Raw genomic sequence first — 22547 nt, 5'->3', positions numbered from 1 at the left:
ATATTTATCCCAATCATCCTAATCCGAAAGAAAGCCCTCAAAAAGGACTGGAAAAGGAAATAACGGCATTGATAAAAACAATACTACAACAAGCGGAGGATCTTATCATGTATCACCCCGTTACTCGCCATCACCTGCTCGGCAGAAGGCCAAGTGTCGCCACCGGCAAAGTCTGACAGCCTGCCACCCGCCTGCATCAGGATCAAGCCGCCTGCCGCAACATCCCACGGGCCGAGATGTCCTTCTATCCGAGCATCGAATCGCCCACAGGCGACGTAACAGAGCTCGGCCGCAGCAGATCCCAACAGCCTCGTCCCCCCGGCATAACCATACAAACGGTCCACCAGCTTTTGGGCGACCGGACGATAGTGGTCGGAATCATAGGGGAAACCAAGCGCAACAAAAGCCTTATCCAAAACAGCTACATCCGTTACCCGTATTTCTTTACCGTCCAGATAAGCCTTACTTCCTTTCCAAGCATAAAAACATTCATTGCGACAGACCTCATATACAACTCCCAACAACAGTTCTTCCCTATCCCGCAAGGCAATACTGACACTGTAAGGAGCCATATCATGGATATAGTTGGAGGTCCCGTCGAGCGGATCGATCACCCAACAATACTCCTCATCCGTCAGGCTTCCCGAACCCTCTTCGGCAATAAACCCTGCTTCGGGAAGCAATGTCGAAAGTTGTTCGACCAGACGCCGTTCGGATTCTTTATCCACATACGAGACATAATTGTGTGCACTCTTTTCCTCCACCCGCTCCCGATCGAACTTTTGCCGTTCATCACGCAGAAATGCACCGGCTTTACGGGCTATTTGCCGTACTTCTGCACAAAGGTATTCCAGGTCCGATATTCCAATCATCGTTTAATCTTTTTATGTTCAGCCTTAATATAACGGCTCCAAGCAGTTATTATTACCGTTTTATCGATATTACTTCTTTATTTTTAATTTATTCCCTATTTTTGTTAATGGAATGTCAAACAAAACAGGTCCTTTAACCGTTATGATTATAACGAAAACACACAATAAGAACAAATGAGACGTTGGATGAAGCGAATAGGGATCATATGCCTGATACCGATGGTATTGGTCATCTTGATTTCAATTCTTTTATATATACCTCCCTTCCAGAATTTCGCTGTGCGGCTAGCCACCGAATATGCCAGTGAAACAACCGGTATGAATATCAGGATCGGGCAGATACGTCTTTCCTTCCCGCTGAATCTGACGATCCGGGACGTGAAAGTCATAACTCCTCCCGACACGTTATTGTCACTCGAAAGTTTCCAAGTCAACATCCGTCCGCTGCCACTGCTGAAAAAAGAAGTCTTGGTGGATGCGATCGACCTGCGCGGCGTGAAAGCCAATACTGGCAACCTGATCGAGGGAATGGAGATCAAAGGTACTTTAGGAAAGCTCTATGCTAAAGCAGATCGTATAGACCTCGGAAAAGAGATCGCCCGGCTGAACAAAATCGACCTTTCGGACACAGCCATCACTCTCCTGATGAACGACACGACAACAAACAAGGATACGACATCGACGGCGGTCAACTGGAAATTGATGCTGGATCAAATCGACCTGGATCGGGTAGCGTTTGCCATGCAGATACCGGGCGACTCGCTGCGTCTTTCGACCTATATCGAAAAGGCTGGATTAACCGACGGGATAGTCGACCTCGGATCGGCACGCTACAGTGCATCCCAGTTTCTGCTGTCCGGCTCTTCCCTGAACTACGACGGTAGCTATAGTGACCCGGTACCGGGTTTCGATCCGGCACATATAGCCTTGAACGATGTGAATATCCGGATCGATTCGCTTTTGTACGGAGGCAGGGACATCAGTGCACGGATCAAAAAATTTTCTGCTAATGACCGCTCGGGTTTGACGCTCAGTTCACTGACCGGAGACATCAGCAGTGACAGCACGACGATACAGGTTCCGGGGCTTCTGTTGAAAACACCTTACTCAGAGATCCGCCTGCTGGCAACCGTTCCCTGGAATACGTTCGACAATACACCGAGCGGTACGCTCCATAGCCTGCTGACAGCCTCGGTAGGAAAAGAAGATGTATTTATCTTTGCCGGTCCTCTTCCCAAGGAGTTCAAACAAGCCTATCCCCAAAAAGAAATCAGCCTGACAGCCGGAATAGAAGGGAACCTGGCTGCTTTACGGCTGCGCCAGCTGAAAGGCGAACTGCCTGGCATCTTCAATCTGAATATCACAGGAGAAATGAGAGCCGTGGCAGACAGTATCCGCCGTTCGGGTAAGTTTCAGCTGAATGCCCAAACCGGGAATCTTGACTTTGTGCTCAGCATGCTACCGGAATCCGAACGGTCACGCTATAACCTTCCGGTAATGAAACTGAAAGGGGAAGCGACTTTGCAAAACCAAGAGTACCGCGCCGACCTTTTGCTCACGCAAGGCGAAGGCAAGGTCGGACTGACTGCACGTTATAACCCCGTACAAGCGTCTTACTTGGCTGACCTGAAGATCGACAGCCTGAAACCAACCAATTTCTTACCCAAAGATTCCCTTTACCACCTGGCCGCCTCGTTCCGTGCTGAGGGGAAAGGGTATGATCCGTTCCACGTTTCCACTTGGGCTAAATTAGAGGGGAAGATTACGAATATCGAGTATGGGGCATACGCCGTATCCGACGTAAGGTTAGACGGTTCGCTGGAAAAGAACTTGTTGAAATTCGACCTGCTCAGCCATTATCCGCTTGCGAAGATGGATATGTCGCTCAATGCAACCCTCCACAAGAAGAAAGTGAATGCGATGCTAATCGCCGACGTGCAAAACCTGGACCTGTACGGCATGCACTTTATGAATGATTCGCTGGCGACCTCCTTCCAACTTTTCGCAGAGGCGGAAACAGACATGGGAAAAAATAACCAAGTGTACGTTACCCTCGGTAACTGGGAACTGATAAATCCGACCGGTAAGTTCCACCCGAAAACATTGACTTTACACGCTCACAGCGATAAAGACACTACCCGCGTCTCTTTCCACGCCGGAGACTTTGGAATCGTCCTGACCGGAAATGCGGATATCGAGACGATGACCGATAAGTTCACGAAAATAAACGAAGGTCTCACCCAACAGCTAGAACGCGATTCGATGATCGACATTCCATCTTTCCGTCCTCTCCTCCCGGATATGGACCTGAAAATCACAGCCGGTAAGGATAATCCGATCTACAACATCCTGCAACAATATTATATTACCTTCGACAACCTGAATATCGAAGCCAACACTTCACCGGAAAAGGGTTTCTTCCTCGATGCCGATCTCTTCAACCTGATGCAGGACACAACACGGATCGACACGATCTGCCTCATTGTCCGGCAGGATTCGCTCGGCTTGTTGTACGACACGAAAGTCATCAAGACAAAATACAGGAAACAACAACCTTTCACCGCCAGCTTGCTGGGAAAGCTCCGCAACACTTTTGTCGATGCCAAACTGAAATATACCGACGGCCAAGGTAAAACCGGTATCCGGTTAGGGGCTCGTGTCGACAAGGAAAAAGAGGGATTGCGCCTGCATCTTTTCCCGGAAGACCCGATACTGGCTTTCCGTACATTTAAATTGAATACCGATAATTATATCCTGTACCGCAACATAAAGGATATTGCCGCCGATGTCCGGCTGACCGGTGAAAACAATGCTTCGCTCTGGATTCACTCGCTTGCCGGAGAAGAAGGAATGGAAGAAATCCATGCCGAGCTAAGCCAGATAGACCTAGATGCGATCACGAAGGGATTCCCGGACCTCCCTTCCATGCGAGGAATGCTTAGCGCCGACTTGCAGTATGCCCCTTCGGACAGCAGCTTCATGGTTGTGGCGGACGCTCATATCGACAGCCTGTTCTATGAAGGGGGACGGGTAGGTGAACTGATGTTCAACACTGTTTACCTGCCACTTAGCGACAAGGAGCATCAGGTCGACATGCACCTTTTCCGCGACCGTAACGAGGTTGCGGCGATCAATGCCTATTACAAAATGGGAAAAACGGATTATCTGGACGGAAATATGAACATCACCGCCTTGCCATTGGAGATGGTAAACCCGTTCATTCCGGACAAGATGGCCAAACTGACGGGAGCCTTGCAAGGGGAACTGGCGATAACCGGGACCACCTCGGCCCCTGCCGTCAACGGGTATGTGCGAATGGACAGCTCGGCGGTATATGTCACGGCAGTCGGTTCTTCCTTCCGTTTCGACAAGCAGGATATCAAGATCAAGAATAATCTGATCAGTTTCGACAAATACAACATCTATGCATCGGGGACCAATCCGTTCGTAGTCGACGGAACGATCGACATTCACAATCTTTCCCGGATGACGGCAAACTTGAAACTGACAGCCCACGACATGCAACTGCTGAATGTGAAACGCAATAAGGAAAGCATGGTGTACGGCAAGCTGCTTGTCAACCTCAACTCGACTGTCAAGGGGCCGCTCAACGCCTTGATCATGAGAGGAGATTTACAACTGTTGGGCGGGACAAATGTCACTTACGTGATGCAGGAATCCCCGCTCACGGCTCAAGACCGCTTAGCAGACCTTGTGACCTTTACCGATTTCTCCGATACGCTGCTGACCCGCCGGCACCGGCCGGAAGCACCTCTGCCCATCGGCGGACTGGACATGTTGATGACGATCCGGATCGACCAGGCCGTCCGTCTGAACGCAGATATCACCCCCGACCAATCGAGCCGTGTGGAACTGGAGGGAGGGGGCGACTTGTCATTCCAATATACGACACAGGGTGAAATGATCCTGAACGGACGTTATACACTTTCGGGAGGCATGGTAAAATATGCCATGCCGATTATTCCGCTCAAGGAGTTCACGATACAGGACGGTAGTTACGTCCAGTGGAGCGGCAACCCGATGGACCCGATGCTGAACCTGACAGCAACCGAACGGATGCGGGCATCCGTCACACAGGACGACGGCAGCTCACGTCTGGTCACCTTCAATGTCGGTGTGGCGATCAAACAGACGTTGGAGAACCTGCAACTGCAATTTATCCTCTCCGCACCGGAAGACCAGTCCATGCAACAAGAGCTGGACAAGATGGGCGAAGGACAACGCTCGCAGATCGCCGTTACGATGCTTGTCACAGGGATGTACCTCAACATGAGCGATGTCGGCGGCGGCGGAAAGAAACCGAGCCTCGATATGGGAGCTGCCCTGAACAGCTTCCTGCAAAGCGAGATCAACAATATCGCGGGTAGCGCCTTGAAGTCCGTGGATATCACTTTGGGCATGGAGCAGTACGACCAGAACGGCACAGGATCGGGCGGGGAGCGGACAGACTTCTCCTTCCGCTTCGCCAAGCGGTTCTACAACGACCGGATCAGTATCATACTGGGCGGACGTGTTTCGACCGGACAGGATGTCAACGCCGGACAGTCGCAGCAGTTCATCGACAACGTTTCGATCGAATACCGTCTCGACGGCAGCGGAACCCGCTACATCAAGCTCTTCCACGACAAGAACTACGAGAGTCTGCTGGAAGGCGAGATCACAGAAACCGGTGCCGGTATCGTCCTGCGCAAAAAGATGCTTCACCTCCGTGAACTCTTCATCTTTAAAAAAAACAAGCCCAAACCGGTAACGGATGACAAACAAACAGAAGAGAAAAAATGAAACACATCAAATATATTGCATATATTTCGTTATTCCTGCTTGCTTCCTGCTCAACAACGAAGAATTTGCCGGAGGGGGAAGTTTTATATACGGGAATCAAGAAGATTGAAGTGACGAACGAGGACAAAAGCAAGGAAGGGGAAGAGGCGCTGACGGAAATAGAGGCCGCTCTTGCCTATCCGCCCAATAACGCCCTGCTAGGGAGTTCATCTATCCGTATCCCTTTGCCGTTCGGACTATGGATGTACAATGCATTCGTGAACAGAAAGAGAAAAGTGGGTAAATGGATATTCAATAAACTGGCATCCAAACCCGTCTTCATCAACACGGTCAATCCGGAAGTCCGGACAAAGGTAGCCTATAACCTGCTTCGCGAATATGGATACTTCAACGGAGCTACTTCCTACGAGGTGGAACCGGACCCCAAGAACCCCAAAAAGGCAAAGATCAGCTACAAGGTGGAGATGAACAATGCCTACACATACGACAGCATTGCTTACGTCCGGCTACGGCATCGCATCGACACACTCGTCCAGCGCAACATCGGCGACCGGCTTCTGCGCGACGGAGATAATTTCAATGTCGTACAACTCGAAGCCGAACGCCAACGCATATCTTCCCTACTCCGTAACAACGGGTATTACTATTTCCGTCCCGAATTTATCAGCTACCAGGCCGATACGATCATGAATCCCGGAAAGGTAGCGCTCCGTATCTCCACAAAGCCAGGGCTGCCACGCACCGTACTGCGCCCCTGGAAGATAGGCGACATATCGGTATTCCTGAACGGCTACAACAACGAGCCACCGACAGATTCCATCCGGTATAAAGATATGACCATCTTTTACGAAGGGAAGTTGCGTGTCCGTCCGAAGGTGCTGTACGACCGGCTGAAATTCCGCCCCGGCGATCTCTATTCGCAGCAACAGCAGGAAAAGACCCAGACCGGCTTCTCCCGTCTCGGCATTTTCCGTTATTCGGAAATGCAATATATCCCCAAAGATACCGCCCGCCGTTGCGATACGTTGAACTTGCAGATCAACACCGTTTACGACCTTCCTCTGGATGGAGAACTGGAACTGAACGTGACTACCAAGAGCAATGACCAGACAGGACCGGGCGCCATTTTCAGCGTTACCAAACGGAATATATTCGGAGGAGGGGAGACATTCGGCGTCAGTATGCGCGGTTCTTACGAATGGCAGACCGGCAAACGGGTTTCGGGCAACAGCTCGGCGATCAACAGCTGGGAGTTCGGTATCAGCGGTACGCTGACTTTCCCGCGGGTACTTTTCCCCAGTTTGATAAAGCATGATACGAAATACCCTTCCAGTACCTCTTTCCGTATCTATGCGGATCAGTTGAACCGTGCCAAATTCTTCAAGATGCTGGCATTCGGCGGAAGCGCCTCGTACGAGTTCCAGCCATCGGCGACCAGCCACCATTCGGTGACGCCGTTCAAGCTGACCTACTCGCTGTTGCAGCATACGACGCATGAATTCGACTCCATCGTAGATGTCAACAAGGCGTTGGGGCGAAGCCTCGAGAACCAGTTCATCCCGTCGATGGGCTATACATACACGTATGACGATTCTCCCATCACTACCAAAAAGAACCATCTCTGGTGGCAGTCTTCCATCACACAGGCGGGCCTTATTCTCGACGGTGCCTATGCCATCGCCGGTAAGAGCTTTAACAAACGGGATAAGAAACTGTTAGGGAACCGCTTCGCCCAGTTTGCCAAACTGACGAGCGAAATACGATACAACTATTATCTCGGAAAGAAGCAACACCTGGTCGGACGCCTGATGGCCGGAGTCGCATATAGCTACGGCAATTCGATCACGACACCTTACAGCGAACAATTTTATATAGGCGGTGCCAACAGTATCCGGGCTTTCACGATCCGAAGCATCGGACCGGGCAGTTATCGCCCGACCGACTCAAAATACGGCTATTTGGATCAGACCGGTGACATCAAGTTCGAAGCCAATCTGGAATACCGTTTCCCGATTTTGGGCGATCTGCACGGAGCAACTTTCCTCGATGCCGGTAATGTTTGGCTGCTACGCTACGACAAAAGCCGCCCCGGCGGACAGTTGAAATGGGGCCGTTTCCTGAAAGACCTGGCTTTAGGAACCGGTATCGGACTACGCTACGACCTGACCTTCCTCGTTATCCGCCTGGATTGGGGAATCGGCTTGCACGTACCGTACGATACGGGAAAGAAAGGCTATTACAATATTCCGGACTTCAAAGACGGCATGGGCGTCCATCTGGCAATCGGTTATCCGTTCTAAAGAAACGGTTTCGGATATGCTTGCCGCTTCAAGAACGGCTCTTGGAGTTTCAAGACAGTTTCTTCTACGAGGAACCCCAAGTCCCATTCTCAACAATAGAATCCGCTTACAAACGGGCTGTTATATAATCGATTATGTCCAAGCATAGATTGGTTGTCTGATCGTTCACATCCAGTTCGGGATTCAGCTCGACCAGATCCATCGACTTGATCAGATTGGTGAATAGTATATGTTCGACGAAATCCTTGAACTCGTCCGGCATCAACCCTTCGCACACGCGTGTCCCTGTACCGGGTGCAAAGCGGGGATCGATACTGTCCACGTCTATGCTGAAATGGACATTCCGTATCTTCCGTTCCTTTAGCTTCCGTTTGATATCTTCGGCAACAAAACCGATACCCTTCAGGTGGATCATGTCCATCGTATAAACGCTTAACTGCTCACGCTCGATCAAAGCCTGCTCCCCTTCATCCAGGCTCCGGGTCCCGACCAGGAAGACATTCTGCGGGTTCACCTTATTGCCGGGCGCATAGATATTGACTAATTCTTCGCTCCCCATCCCCATCAAGGCGCTAAGCGGCATCCCATGAATATTGCCGCTGGGAGAAGTCTCGCTCGTATTGATGTCGCCATGCGCATCCAACCAGATGATACCGAAATCATCAAAGCTCTTTCCCACCCCTGACGCACTGCCCAACCCTAACGAATGATCTCCGCCTATCACCAAAGGGAAAGCCCCTCCGCGCAACGTGTCGTAGACCAGCTCTGCCAGGTTATTATTGACTTCGACAATCGCATCCAGATATTTCAAGCTCCGCCCTCTGGCAAACTTATCCGCCTCCGAAACCAAAGGAACATACAGATTACCCAGATCGAAGGCCCGATGTCCGTTTTTACGGATAATCCTCATCAGGCCCCGTTCACGCAGATGGTTCGGAGCGCGCTCCACACCTTCGCGGTCACACCCTAAATTGAGAGGTACTCCTATCACATTTATCTTCATAGGCAATCAAAATTGAGCGAACGTATCTTTAATAATGCCAATAGCCTCCATCATCTGATCCCGGTCAATAACCAACGGGGGAGTGAAACGGATGATATGGTCGTGCGTTGGCTTGGCTATCAATCCTTTTTCTTTCAGTGCCAAACAGATATCCCAGGCCGCTTTTCCACCTCGCGGCTCAGTGACAACAGCATTCAAAAGTCCTTTTCCACGCACCTGGCGGATCATCGGATTGTCGATCTTCTCCATTTCACTGCGGAAAAGGATACCCATTTCGAAAGCATTCTCCGAAAGATGCTCGTCACGCACCACCTCAAGGGCAGCTATCGCTACACGGGCAGCCAACGGGTTACCGCCATAGGTGGAACCATGTTCACCCGGAGCGATCGTCAACATGATCTCATCGTCGGCAAAGACCGCCGAGACAGGAGTGACACCTCCGGATAAAGCCTTACCTAAAATCAGTATGTCAGGATGGACATTCTCATAATCACAGGCAAGCAGTTTACCGGTGCGTCCGATACCCGTCTGGATCTCATCGGCGATAAAGAGGACGTTATGTTGCCGGCAGAGGTCATAACACTTACGCAAATACCCCTCGTCGGGGACGACCACGCCAGCCTCCCCTTGTATAGGTTCCAGCAAGAAACCGACTACGTCCGGATCGTTCAATGCCTCTTCCAATTCGGCCACATTATTATATTGCACTTTGATAAAACCAGGCGTATAAGGCCCGAAGTCCGCATACGAACTGGGATCGGTACTCATAGAAATGATCGTGATCGTCCGTCCGTGAAAGTTCTCGCTGCAGACGACGACCTTCGCATGTTCAGGGGTTATCCCCTTCACCCGGTATCCCCAGCGCCGCGCCAGCTTCAGAGCCGTTTCGACCGCCTCGGCTCCGGTGTTCATCGGCAACAGTTTGTCATACCCGAAGAACTTGCAGGCAAACTCCATGTACTCTCCTAAAATATCGGCATGGAAAGCACGCGACACTAGTGTCAACTGCTGTGCCTGGTCGGTAAGTGCCTTAATGATCTTCGGATGACAATGCCCTTGGCTCAGGGCGGAATAGCCGGACAGGAAATCAAAATATCGTTTTCCTTCCACGTCCCAAACATAAACACCTTCTCCCTTCTGGAGAACGACAGGCAGGGGATGATAGTTGTGCGCACCAAACTTCCCCTCACGGGTGATGTAATCTTCCGGTCTCATCTTCATTCAGATTTAAAATTAGCAGACTGTAAGCGTTTCTTACGTCCTTGTCTCAAAGATAAGAAATAAGGCTAACATTATGTCACCCAAAAGAGTATGTTAAGAAACATACGCCAGTGTCATTCCTTTCTGTCGGCATCGGACAGATGAATGCCGGTAGTAAAAGGAGTTTCACCGCTTACGTCTGCCTCCATCAGGGATAAAGTCGGGCCCCGGAAGGTTCTATTTAAGTGACAATCGCCATGCTACTATTGTCAAACTGCCTGCTCATAGACCTTTTGCCTTTAGTCGAAAACCTTTTCGCCCTTGGTCAAAAGCCTTTTCGACACGGGTCAAAAACCTTTTCGACTAAGGGCGAAAAGTAAAGGAGTGGTAGTAATGCTGTTAATACCTGTGTATTTGTTGATTAATTAATAATACAATATACATATTTGTAGATCACGTAACAAATAAAAAAACAGTAACTATGAAAAAGGAAAAATAAGTGCCCGGAGCTAATTCCCATCAATAAAAGCGGGCCATCCAAAGTTGTTGGACAGCCCGCATTACATCTGGCGTGTGATAATATATTTGATCTTGAGAATTAAAAGGGTTTGATAAAATTATTACTTTACTACTCTTTACTATTTATTAGTCTTTAATGCTACCGGTTTAAATAAAAAGACAAAAAGGATCAACAAGACGAACGAGAACAGGGTCGAGATGGCAAAGACGACAGGCCAATCACATTTATCCCCGTCACGGAAAAGGCCGATCAGCCAGCCATTCCAAAGCGTCCCGATCAGGAAGCCGATGCCCCACACCAGGAAGAAGAGCAAACCCTGTGCCTGTGCTTTCATTTCTTTTGGAGCCACATTGTCCGTATAGACCTGGCCACCGACAAAGAAGAGGCCGAAGATCAACCCGTGTACGATAATCCCGATATAATAGAACCATTGCAGACCGGTCTCCGCACCGATATAGAACGAAGCATACCGGACCACGAGAGCGATCATACCGAAGATCAAGGTATTCTTAATCCCCGACTTTATCAGTATAGAAGTGGTGATGACCAGGAAAAACATTTCGGCCAACTGCCCGAGGTTCAGCGTCACCGTTATATTCTGCACATGCTCGTCGGCGAGAATCATCGAACCATATACATGGTACAAGTTGAACGGGATGATAGCCAAGAACGTCAGAATCATAAAAACCCGGTAATTCTTATCCTTCATCAGGGAGAAAGCGCTGAAGCCGGTTATATCCATCACCGAGATACCGGCACTCTTATCGACCGAAGGCGGGGTGTGCGGCAGTCGCAAGTTCAGAAGCGCAGCCACGAAACAGACAGCGGCGCCACAATACATCGGCAGGTTCGTATCATCGAAAGCGGATAAATGCATCACATGAAGGGCGATCACGCTGAAGATACCGGAAGCTACCCATCCTACCGAACCGAACATACGGATACGCGGAAACTGTTCCGAAGGCGTATGGCTCATGGCGATCGTACTGGTCAGGCTCTGTGTCGGCATATGGCAAAGCATGGCCAGCACGACACATGCCATAAGAGGAACAAATGATGTCTGCTGGGCAGCCAGAAGCAAAAAGGCACCTGTCAGTATATTCAATACAGCCAAGATCTTCTCTGCGGCAAAATAACGGTCGGCTATCGCGCCGATAAAAGAGGATGCCATCGCACCGATAGCCATCGCACTTAATACCAACGAGACTTGATACACTTCCAATTTAAGCGTATGGGAAAGATAAGCGGCTAAAGGAACCCACCAGACTGCACTCAGCATATACTGCATAAACATCATTGTGCAGAGTTGAACCTTCGTTCCGATTCCTTGTTTTGTAGTAAGAGTATTCATATTATTAGAATAAAAGGTTTTTATTACCTGTGTTTCACATGGTACAAATGTATCGATTCCTCCACGGCCGGTTTGTTTGACCTTGTTGCAATCTTTTCCGTATTCATCTCATTCTCTGCCGTTATCACCCTTATTGAGATGATTTATGAAATCCGTGACACAATAAAAGGAAATCCATAATACATTTTTCAGTATCTTTCGCCCATAATAGCAAAGTCATATATGAAACATCTGAAGTTAATCTTATCCATCCTATTCATATTTTGTCTCACCCGGACATATGCAGACGACAGTAACTATCTTTTCCGCCATTATCAGGTCGAAAACGGACTCAGCGACAATATGGCCACTTGTTGCGTGCAGGACAGGAAAGGATATATCTGGATCGGGACACGCGACGGTCTGAACCGCTTCGACGGATATACGTTCAAAGTATTCCGTAACGACCCCGACGAAACCGAGACATTGGGAAGCAACTGGATCACATGCCTGGGGTGCGACATGAACGGCGACTTGTGGGTAGGGACGCTTTCGGGATTATATCAGTATGACGATGAAAAGGAATCGTTCCGGCACATTCCTTTCACAGCAGACAAAGGGATCGACATCTTCCAGTTCGACAAAGACAATAAACTATGGATACTGATGGACGGTAACCTGATCCGGTTCAATACGGAGGACAGCCAGTTCCGTATCTTCGCTCCGGAAGACAACCAAAGCTACACCTCTTTTTGCATTACCCGCGAAAACAGTATCTGGATCGGGAGTTCGGACGGGTTGATTTCATTGCTGAATCCGGAAGACGAGACGATGGAGTCCTATAATGTATTCGCCCACTCATCCCCGAACACGCCACGGAAACTTTCCATGTTATATCCCTCTCCTACGACTGATCGCATTTACATCGCTTTCGAGCATGACGACGTGAAGATATTCGATCCGGCCACACGCGACTACCAGGATCTGAACATTCAAAAGATCAACCAGCTTACGATCCTGATCAACAGCTTCCTCGAAAAAGACAAGGACGAATTGTGGATCGGGACAGACTCCGGATTGTTTATCTATAAGGTCAACACCGGCGAGTGTACCCGTATCCGTCAGGACCCATTGGACCCATACGCCTTATCGAGCCATTTCATCTCTGCATTCTGCCGAGACAGGGAGAACGGCATCTGGATTTGTTTCCACCAAAACGGCCTCAACTACTATTCCCCTTTCCGCCCTTTCCATGTGCATTATCCCTGGGACGGGCAATATTCGATGAAAGGAGAAGTAATCCGCGATATCTGTACCGATATATACGGTAATATATGGGTCGGGACGGAAGATGCGGGCATCAACTGCTTGGAAAAGAAAACCGGGACATTCACCAACTACCAGCCGGTTCCGGGGGGAAACGGCTTGTCGCACACCAATATCCGAGGCTTGGCTGCATCAGGCGACCGGCTCTGGATCGGACACGTTATCCACGGCATCGACTTGATGGATATCAAGACGAGAAAGGTCATCAAGCATTACAACCTGCTGAAAGACTCGCTGACGGTAAAGAACAGCACCGTCCGCTGCATCAAAGTATTGCAGGAGGGACAAGTCTATGTCGGGACCGATGACGGTATCTATAAATATGACTTCCTGAACGACCGTTTCCTGTATGCCCCGCAATTTCCTCCTTTCGCAGTAAACTGCATTTACGAAGATCGCTTAGGAAGAATCTGGACCGGCATGTTCAACCGCAGTTTCTATTATAATCCGATCAGCAATACCGGCATGTATCTGCCGTACGACAAATTGAACACCCAGCGCCACAATTTCGTTAACGACGCCTGCGAGGACAAAGACGGCAATATGTGGTTTGCTACCGTAGAAGGGGTTATCAAATACGACTTCCAAACCGGCGAATCCCTACATTACACCGTCAAAAACGGTATGCCGAGCAATGTTGCTTTCCGCATCCTACCTGACGAAAACGAAACCTTATGGATCAGTACGGCCAACGGACTGGTCAGCCTGGAAACAGGAACCGGTAAGATCACGACCTACACGGAATCCCACGGACTCATCACTCGCCAATTCAACGATAACTCCGCCTTCAAAGACAACGAAGGGACTTTCTATTTCGGTTCGGTCAAAGGCTTTATCCATTTCAAGCCATCCGAAGTAATCCCGGCAGCCGAGAAGATGAACGTCCATTTGGGAAGCCTCGAAATCCAGAATGAAGCCGGAGAGAAACGCATCATCAACTCTTCCGCCGAATCAGAGGCTAAGAAGATCACGCTGACCTACAAGCAATCCACATTCAGCATCAACTTCTCCGCACTCAACTTCATCGCCCCTAAATCCATCCAGTATGCATACAGGATGGGAAATATGGACAAGGAATGGATTCCGATCGGAGAACGCAACACGGTCTATTTCGCTGAATTACATCCGGGCGACTACACCTTCGAGGTACGGGCTGCCAACCTGTCGAACAACTGGAGCGACACTCCGACACGACTGAATATTACCGTTTTGCCCCCTTGGTGGGCATCGACTCCGGCATATGCTTCTTATATTGTCGTCACTCTCGCCATCATCGTCGGCTTCTTCTGGTCTTGGCGCCGGAAAACCAAACGGGCAATGGCCTACAACATGCAGTTGTTCGAAGATCAGAAAGAGAAGGAACTGTATCAGGCCAAGATCGATTTCTTCATCAATATCGCTCATGAGATCCGTACGCCGCTCACCCTGATCAAGAACCCGCTCGAACGTCTCCTGAAATCCGACAAGATCGGGGAAAAAGAGAATAAGTCGCTTACGTTGATGGATAAAAATGTATCCCGCCTCCTGTCATTGGTCAACCAATTGTTGGACTTCCGCAAAACAGAGATAGAAGGATACCGCCTCAGTTTCGTCCGAACGGAGATCGTCTCGCTCCTAAACGATACAGCCAAGCGGTTCCAAGAATCGGCAACGGCACACAACCTGTTGCTGAACCTCGACTTGTCTTTGCCGGAATTGTACGTGTTCGTGGATAAAGAAGCGATCACAAAGATATTCAGCAACCTGTTTACAAACGCAATCAAATATGCATCCGGCAGCATCATTATACGCCTGCAACTTTCTCCCGATTATGAGACATTCACGATAGACTTTATCAACGATGGCACTCCTATCCCTGCAGAATTAAAGGAAAAAATATTCGAACCTTTCTTCCGGGTGAAAGAAGGCGCTACGGATAAACCGGGGACAGGGCTTGGATTGCCCTTGGCACGTTCATTGGCAGAGATGCACCACGGTAGCTTGCAGTTGGAGACTTTTGCCGACAGCCCATTCATGACGATGTTCCGCCTGACCTTGCCCGTCAAGCTGCCCGAATCCATCAAGCAGACAGAAGAAGAGGCTATAACGCAAACCGTACCTCAAAAAATAGAATTCGTCCACGACGAATCGCGCCCGACGATCCTGATCGTCGAAGACAATAAAGAAATGGCCGTTTTCATCGCCGATGAAGTCAACCAGTTATATAATGTAGAGATAGCCGGAAACGGAGCCGAAGCAATCACGTTATTAAAGAAACACAGCATTCAACTGATCATCAGCGACGTGATGATGCCTGTCATGGATGGCTTCGCCCTTTTGAAAGAGGTAAAGACGGAGATCGAATTCAGCCATATCCCGGTCATCCTGCTGACAGCCAAAAACACCATACAGTCACGCCTGGAAGGTCTGGAATTAGGAGCCGACGCTTACCTGGACAAACCCTTCTCCACCAACCTGCTGATGGCGCAGATTTCCAATCTGATCTCCAACCGCGACAATATACGCAAATTCTATTTCAACTCTCCTATAGCGAATATGAAATCGATGGCCTATACCAAAGCGGACGAAAGTTTTCTGGAAAAGCTGAACGAGATCATCAACGAGCATATCGGCAATCCAGCCTTAGATGTAAATATGATCGCAGACCTGATGCACCTGAGCCGCCCGACCTTGTACCGGAAAATCCGTGCCATCTCCGACCTGACTCCTAACGAGTTAATCAAGATAAGCCGTCTGAAAAAGGCTGCCGAGCTGTTGATACAGGGGAATATGAAGATCTATGAGATTTCGGAAGCTACAGGCTTCAGCTCCCAGTCTTATTTCTGGTCCGCCTTTATCAAGCAATTCGGTATGAGCCCGTCGAATTATGCGAAAGAGAATAAATAGAAAAAGGTGTGCCTAAACAAAATCCAACTTACTAACAGAAATAATTCAGGCCCGAATCACACGATGTGAAATCCGGGCCTGAAAGATCGTGATGAAACACGTTTGACCTTATTCCTGATTAGCAAAAAAATTCTTCAATGGATTCGTATACATTTCCAAGATTTTCGTACGCAAAAATGCTTCATCCTTGTTCGGTAATACAATCTTATCCAACTGACCTTGCAGATAATCTTCAAACTGCTTTTTATCTTTCAATCCATAGTGTTCGCTGAAACGGCGTGTGCCTGTCAGCATATCATAGGCAACATAGTTGCAAGGATAAAAACGATAGTGCTTGTAAATCTCCTTATCGATAATGGAGGCGATAGCGGCGATCAACTCATTCTTTTCCATATTCGGATCCAATTGCGCCAACTGATCGTTAATCGGCGACGTCAAGGTGAAATGAACACGTCCCTTGTTATTCAGGATACCGGTTTCCATGCTCAACAGGTCGTCACGCTGGCTCTTCACAAAGTCCGGATCATCGCGTTTCTGCTGAAACTCCTTTGCTTTCAGGAAATCGCACGGATCGAACTCGTACGAGATTGCAACCGGAAAAATATTCAATTCCATCAGGTTTGACAGGATATCCTTGTCACCACTCATGTTCAGCATCTTCAAGATACTGCCCTGGGTACGGTCATCCGAATCCTTGGCACGACCTTCACGTTGCGCGATCCAGATGGATTCTTTCGTCTCCGTGATCGTACGACGGATATAAGCGGAAAGGACTTTACTCACTTCCAACATCTGGCGCACCGGGACATTGCGTTTCACGATGAAGCTATTGTTCAAACGAACCAGCGTTTCGATCCACGGACGGATCAACAAGTTATTACCAATAGCAACCTGTGTCATTCCATACCCTACATCATACAGCATGACGTTCAAAAAAGAGGCATCCAATACAATATCGCGGTGATTAGAAATAAAGGTACAAGGCTTTTTGTCCTTCGGCAAACGGCTACGACCGGAAATCGTCAGTGAGAAAGTGGTTTTATTTGCCACCATCATTACCGCTTCATATGCCAACTTCGCTTTGAAATCCTCCTTTGTCTTGAAGGAACGCATGGTTTCTGAAAACTCTTTCCAATTCACATCCGGATTTATATACCGAAAGGCCCGCTCAAAATCTTCGTTGGCTATCAGCGATTCGATCGCGTCTTTCACCTCGTCGTTATTCAGCGGACGGATATCGTCAAAATCATTAATAGGAACTTCCATATTTTTATAATTGACAATGGACAATGGACAACTGACAATCGACAATTCGTTTCTCATATAATTGGCAATTGGCAATTGTTCATTGTCAATTAGTTAAACTCGTTTTCTATAATATCTGTCATCACATCTTTCATCTCCAGACCGGCAGCCCGTACCTGCTGTGGGATAAAACTGGTTGCCGTCATACCGGGAGTCGTATTGACTTCGAGCAATTTTGGTTCACCGTCCGCCGGAATGATATAATCCACACGGATCAGACCTTTCGCCCCCAATATGTCGTAAATCCTCGATGTCTCGCGTTGTACTTTTTCTGTTTGTTCTGCAGAAATACGGGCCGGCGTTATTTCCTGTACCTGTCCGTTATACTTGGCGTCAAAATCGAAGAACTCGTTATCCGTTACGACTTCGGTGAGCGGGAACACCACCTCCTTATCGGCTGTCTTATAGCAACCGCATGTAACCTCGGTCCCGTCGATAAAACTTTCGATGACCACTTCCCGACCTTCACTGAAAGCCTTGTCAATCGCCGGCTGGATAGCCGAGGCTTCTTTCACTTTCGTCACTCCGAAACTACTGCCGCCGTCGTTCGGCTTCACAAAGACCGGAAGCCCCAAACGACTGACCACTTCTTCGTCTGTCACAGTCTGTCCTTTAAACAAATGTATAGAATGGGCAATATCGACACCGAATCCCTTCAGATAATGATTGCAGGCAAACTTGTTGAATGTAAGTGCGCTTACAAACATACCACAAGAAGAATACGGCATTCCGATCATATCGAAATATCCTTGCAGACGTCCGTCTTCTCCCGGAGTTCCATGGATCGTAATATAGGCGAAATCAAAATGTCTGATCTCGCCGTTCTCACGGAAACTAAAATCATTCTTGTCTATTGGTGTGTGTTCCCCGCCGGGAAGTTTTACCGCCCATTCGTCTCTTTTTACGATGGCAATATATACATTATATTTGTCTTTATCAAGAAAAGAGAAGATTCCTTCCGCACTTTTTAATGAAATAACGATTTCGGAGGAATCGCCTCCGGCTACAATAGCAATGTTCCTTTTCATCATCTATAATTCTTTAGTATTTGCATATACGCGCCATTTATCGATCAACGCAGTCATGTCGGCAGGTATTTCGGAATCAAAAAACATTTCCTCGCCTGTAGTCGGATGAACAAAACCCAGCGTCTTGGCATGGAGTGCCTGCCGCGGGCAAATGGCGAAACAGTTATCGACAAACTGTTTATATTTAGAAGAGGTTGTTCCTTTCAGGATCTCGTTTCCGCCATAACGTTCGTCGTTGAATAGCGTATGCCCGATATATTTCATGTGGACACGTATCTGATGCGTACGTCCGGTTTCGAGACGGCATTTCACCAGCGTGACGTAGCCTAGACGTTCCAAAACAGAATAGTGGGTGACCGCCGTCTTTCCCTGGTCGCCTTCTGGGAAAACCGTCATCTGCATACGGTCACGCGGGTTACGGCCTATATTGCCTTCTATCCGTCCTTCGTCTTCACGCACGATCCCCCACACCAAGGCCCGATATTCCCGCTTGGTTGTCTTATGGAAGAATTGCATACTGAGGTGTGCTTTCGCTTCCGGCTTTTTGGCGACAACCAGCAGGCCGGATGTATCTTTATCGATACGATGGACGAGTCCCAGGGCAGGATCATTGGGATCGTAGGTAGGATCGTCTTTCAAATACCAGGCAAGGGCATTCACCAGCGTTCCGGTATAGTTTCCGTGTCCGGGATGTACGACCAACCCTGCCGGTTTGTCGACCACCAGCAGATCGTCATCTTCGTACACGATCTTTATAGGGATATTTTCAGGGAGAATCTCGAAAGTCCGCGGAGGTCGTGTCATCATAATTGTCACAACATCCTCCGGTTTCACCCGGTAATTGCTTTTCACCGGTTTGCCGTTTGCCATGATACAACCGGCATCGGCAGCCGACTGTATCCTGTTACGCGTAGCACCGAACATCCGGTCTACCAGGAATTTATCCACACGCAACAACGACTGCCCGCGATCGGCCACGAAGCGGAAGTGTTCATACAGTTGAGGAGCCTTATCTTCACCCTCTTCCGGTTGTAACAGGTCGTCTACCTGTTCATCATCCATTTCGTCTAAAAACTCATCCATAGTTAAAACCAGTTTTCTTCTTCACTATCCAACGATTCGACCGGCACGCTGTCATCCGGTAGTCCGAGCGAGTCGACCGGCATCTCAGCATCCCCACTACTGACCTTCAACACCAACGGAGCGGTCAGCGGTACATGCTCGCCTTTCTGCAAAACACGCCCGTGCAGCTCGACACCAAGAGCTAAGTCTTTAAAATCACCGGGGACATATTCGATCTCGATCTTTTCAAACCCGCGGGCACGAAGAATGGCGTAAGCCTGCCGGAACGAAAGGTCTTCCACTTCCGGGATTGTCGCCATCTGCGAAGTGAGCGCATTTACGGTAACAAACACGATACGTCCTTCCTTCACCTTCGAACCGGCCATCGGGACCAGCTCGACAATCGCACCGGGCTTCACGTCTTTTGAAAAGACGGAATCGATCACGTTATAGCGCAGATTACTATTCTTGAAAAATTCGGCGGCCTCTTCCATTCCCAATCCTTTAACATCCGGCACTACCACAGCCTCATTATGCCGGGTGTACGAGTCGAGCCACTTCAATGTTCCGAACACCAGAGCACATGCCACGACCACAGCCAGCAACAGATTTAAGACGTACGGATTTTTTATCAGTTTAACCAAAAAGTCTTTCATTTCTATCTTGTATTTGTCGGCGGATCAAAAGTAGAAAACAAAGCCGTTAAAACAAAGAAAGTAAAGGCTTTTTAGTAAAAACCTCTACTTTCTTTATGAAAAATCTTCAAACGGAAAGAATTATCCGTTGTATTCGTCAGAAACTGTTAATTTAGCTCTTCCTTTAGCACGACGAGAAGCTAATACTCTGCGGCCATTAGCTGTAGCCATTCTTGAACGGAAGCCGTGCTTGTTCTTTCTTTTCCGGTTGGAAGGTTGAAATGTTCTTTTCATCTTTCTGTATATTATTTATTATTATCTTATTCTCATACCAATTTGGGCTGCAAAGATAGAGGCTTTTTTTTAATAAACAAAGAGTTGCAAGAAAAACTTTATCTATACAGAGTCTCTTTTAATCACAAATAGAATATTCAATCAAAGTCACCCTTGTCTATTATCTTTTTTACTTCTTCCCTCATTTCCCGGATTGCCGTACTTTCCACCTTCGGTTCTTTGGACAGCACGACACTGGCGGCAGCCCGCAATTTATCCACCTGGTAGAACTCCGGCTCTGCATATAGCTTGGCTAACAAATAATATGGATACAATCTCTCCGGCAGTATCCCGATAGCCTGAAGCAATTCTTCTTCCGCCTCCCGGTAATCTCCGAGCGTCTGCCGGTTTTTGGCGATCATGTACCGGATCATCGGGTCTCCGCTCAGCCGCTTCGCCCGTTCCAGCACCCGTATCGCTTCGGCGTGTTGTCCCGTCTTGCTGAGGCATTGCGCCTCTTCAAACAAAAATTCCGGTTTATGCTTCAACTTGTCATGCAGCTCGTGATAATCTTCCGCAACCGATTCATACGCCTTGTTGTTGTAGATCATCTGCATCCGTCCCCATCGTTTATATGCCTCATATTGCCCTTTCTGCAAGATGAACAGACAGACGGAGGCAAGCGACAACAGACTTATCATCGTAATATGGCACACCGGTGATACGGATAGGGCAGATGATCTTGTCCGCGTCCCATCTTCCGTCACGCATATCGCCCCCAAAAACACCAACGCCACCCAAAACGACGGCAACTGCAACGGATAGGACGACACCGCGAACACCGCTAACGCCAACACGCCACCGGCCGTTCCCTGCTGCCTGTTCCGGATTCCATAGTACGCCATGCTCCCCAGCCATGCCACGAACACGATCAACCCTCCGACCCCCTGTTCCAGCCCGATCTGCAGGTATTCGTTGAACGCATATTCGGGACATCCCGCCACCCGTTTCTCCCGGTCTGTTGCGTTCCCTGTTGCGAAATACCCGCCTTGCGCCTCCGCGTATGCCGCCGGGAATCCGCCTAACCCCGTTCCTGCAAGCGGCTGTCCGGCAATCGCTTTCACCGTCACTTTCCACATCAGCAATCGCCCGTCCGCCGAATCTTGTTTCATCCCGTAAACCCCGGCAATGGTACATCCCACCAATATCGCCACAATTGCAATAAAAGGAATTGTAGCATTCTTATACCTTCGACATACAGCTTTCGTCTTCTCCCATCCGATCCGTTCCGTCCAGTACACCCATCCGCAAGCCACGACCGCCGCCATCCACGCCGACCGACTCATTCCGGCAGGCAGGACAATCAGGATAGCTCCGGCGCATACCCAACCGAAATAATGCATCCCCTTTTGAAACCGCAACGCCGTCCACAGGCAAACCGGCAGCACGACCGCTAAGTACCCGCAGTAAGGCCCCGGATTAAAGAAAGAACCCGTCAGCCGGAAAAGCGAATGGTTGGAATAGGCATAGCCATGCAATTGCTGCATTCCCCAGACGGCTTCGACCAGTCCGGTGAGCATCAGCACAAATAAGAAAAAGAACTTCAGGCAAGGAGCCTCTGTAAGAAAATAGCGCAACAGAAACCACAACACGACCAACTGCCCGCCGAAAAGCAGTTTTTCGGGTTCGGGATCGAGCTGCCAGTCGTATGTCGCGAGCGTGATCCCGGCAAAGAGGAGCAACAATCCGTCCGGCAATGCAAACGGGATGCTTTTCCTCCCGCCAGGCCATGCCGTCACAACCGTCCCGATCGCCATCAGCGCCATCGACAGGTGGAACCAGAAGACTTTCCCCGTCACAATGCCGTTCGCCAATGCGCTGTCGCCGACGAACGGCGTGGCGATCAGCATCGCCCCGAAAACGGATGCCAGTGCAGTCCGGATTCCATGCCTATGCAATTTGAGTTCCATGCCGGTGTATTTTATTTCCATGCTTATCCGTTTT

The 22547-nt window shown here is 49.0% G+C and carries 13 protein-coding genes; 3 read left to right on the top strand and 10 right to left on the bottom strand.

Going from position 1 to position 22547, the window contains the following annotated elements; all coding sequences use genetic code 11:
• Positions 1-83: 83 nt before the first annotated feature.
• On the bottom strand, positions 84-872 hold the full coding sequence (locus NQ542_RS16015; protein WP_005633122.1) for an inositol monophosphatase family protein: 789 nt from the start codon (positions 870-872) through the stop codon (positions 84-86).
• A gap of 174 nt (positions 873-1046) precedes the next feature.
• On the opposite strand from NQ542_RS16015, the gene NQ542_RS16010 reads away from it, so the two are divergent.
• Together NQ542_RS16010 and tamL are read left to right on the top strand one after the other, a co-directional pair.
• Positions 1047-5675 carry a translocation/assembly module TamB domain-containing protein gene (locus tag NQ542_RS16010; RefSeq protein ID WP_039849609.1) on the top strand — a complete coding sequence of 1543 codons (4629 nt, stop codon included), beginning with the start codon at positions 1047-1049 and terminating at the stop codon, positions 5673-5675.
• The gene (tamL, locus tag NQ542_RS16005; RefSeq protein WP_005633118.1) at positions 5672-7975 is read left to right on the top strand and encodes a translocation and assembly module lipoprotein TamL; all 2304 of its coding nucleotides are present in this window, start codon (positions 5672-5674) and stop codon (positions 7973-7975) included. The genes NQ542_RS16010 and tamL overlap by 4 nt, the downstream gene beginning before the upstream one ends.
• A gap of 106 nt (positions 7976-8081) precedes the next feature.
• Here the strand turns inward: tamL and rocF are convergent, their stop codons facing one another.
• From rocF to NQ542_RS15990, 3 genes are all read right to left on the bottom strand, one after another.
• Positions 8082-8978 carry an arginase gene (rocF, locus tag NQ542_RS16000; RefSeq protein WP_005633117.1) on the bottom strand — a complete coding sequence of 299 codons (897 nt, stop codon included), beginning with the start codon at positions 8976-8978 and terminating at the stop codon, positions 8082-8084.
• Between the two features lie 6 nt (positions 8979-8984).
• Entirely contained in the window at positions 8985-10193 is a 1209-nt protein-coding gene (rocD, locus tag NQ542_RS15995) for an ornithine--oxo-acid transaminase (protein WP_005650729.1), read from the bottom strand.
• Between the two features lie 623 nt (positions 10194-10816).
• Complete coding sequence (locus tag NQ542_RS15990; RefSeq protein WP_005633115.1) at positions 10817-12049, bottom strand: MFS transporter; 1233 nt, start codon at positions 12047-12049, stop codon at positions 10817-10819.
• 222 nt (positions 12050-12271) lie between these two features.
• On the opposite strand from NQ542_RS15990, the gene NQ542_RS15985 reads away from it, so the two are divergent.
• A complete protein-coding gene (locus tag NQ542_RS15985; protein ID WP_005633107.1) occupies positions 12272-16240 on the top strand; it encodes a hybrid sensor histidine kinase/response regulator transcription factor in 3969 nt (1322 codons plus the stop codon).
• A 108-nt stretch (positions 16241-16348) separates the two neighbouring features.
• On the opposite strand, the gene NQ542_RS15980 is transcribed toward NQ542_RS15985, so the two are convergent.
• From NQ542_RS15980 to NQ542_RS15955, 6 genes are all read right to left on the bottom strand, one after another.
• Positions 16349-17506 (bottom strand): 1-acyl-sn-glycerol-3-phosphate acyltransferase, encoded by a 1158-nt coding sequence (locus NQ542_RS15980; protein ID WP_005633106.1) that lies wholly within the window; start codon positions 17504-17506, stop codon positions 16349-16351.
• An 89-nt stretch (positions 17507-17595) separates the two neighbouring features.
• Positions 17596-18573, bottom strand: a complete 978-nt coding sequence (locus NQ542_RS15975) for a D-alanine--D-alanine ligase (RefSeq protein WP_039849613.1) — start codon at positions 18571-18573, stop codon at positions 17596-17598.
• Positions 18574-18576: 3 nt separating this feature from the next.
• Positions 18577-19656, bottom strand: coding sequence for an RluA family pseudouridine synthase (locus tag NQ542_RS15970; RefSeq protein WP_005633104.1), 1080 nt, complete (start codon positions 19654-19656; stop codon positions 18577-18579).
• A gap of 2 nt (positions 19657-19658) precedes the next feature.
• Complete coding sequence (locus tag NQ542_RS15965) at positions 19659-20291, bottom strand: PASTA domain-containing protein (RefSeq protein ID WP_005633103.1); 633 nt, start codon at positions 20289-20291, stop codon at positions 19659-19661.
• A 120-nt stretch (positions 20292-20411) separates the two neighbouring features.
• Positions 20412-20564, bottom strand: a complete 153-nt coding sequence (rpmH, locus tag NQ542_RS15960) for a 50S ribosomal protein L34 (protein ID WP_005633099.1) — start codon at positions 20562-20564, stop codon at positions 20412-20414.
• 137 nt (positions 20565-20701) lie between these two features.
• On the bottom strand, positions 20702-22534 hold the full coding sequence (locus NQ542_RS15955) for an O-antigen ligase family protein (RefSeq protein WP_121955697.1): 1833 nt from the start codon (positions 22532-22534) through the stop codon (positions 20702-20704).
• Positions 22535-22547: the final 13 nt, after the last annotated feature.

The sequence above is a fragment of the Parabacteroides merdae ATCC 43184 genome, from assembly GCF_025151215.1.
Taxonomy (GTDB): domain Bacteria; phylum Bacteroidota; class Bacteroidia; order Bacteroidales; family Tannerellaceae; genus Parabacteroides; species Parabacteroides merdae.
Note: the sequence above shows the minus strand (reverse complement) of the source record. Positions and strands in the feature narration are given on the sequence as shown.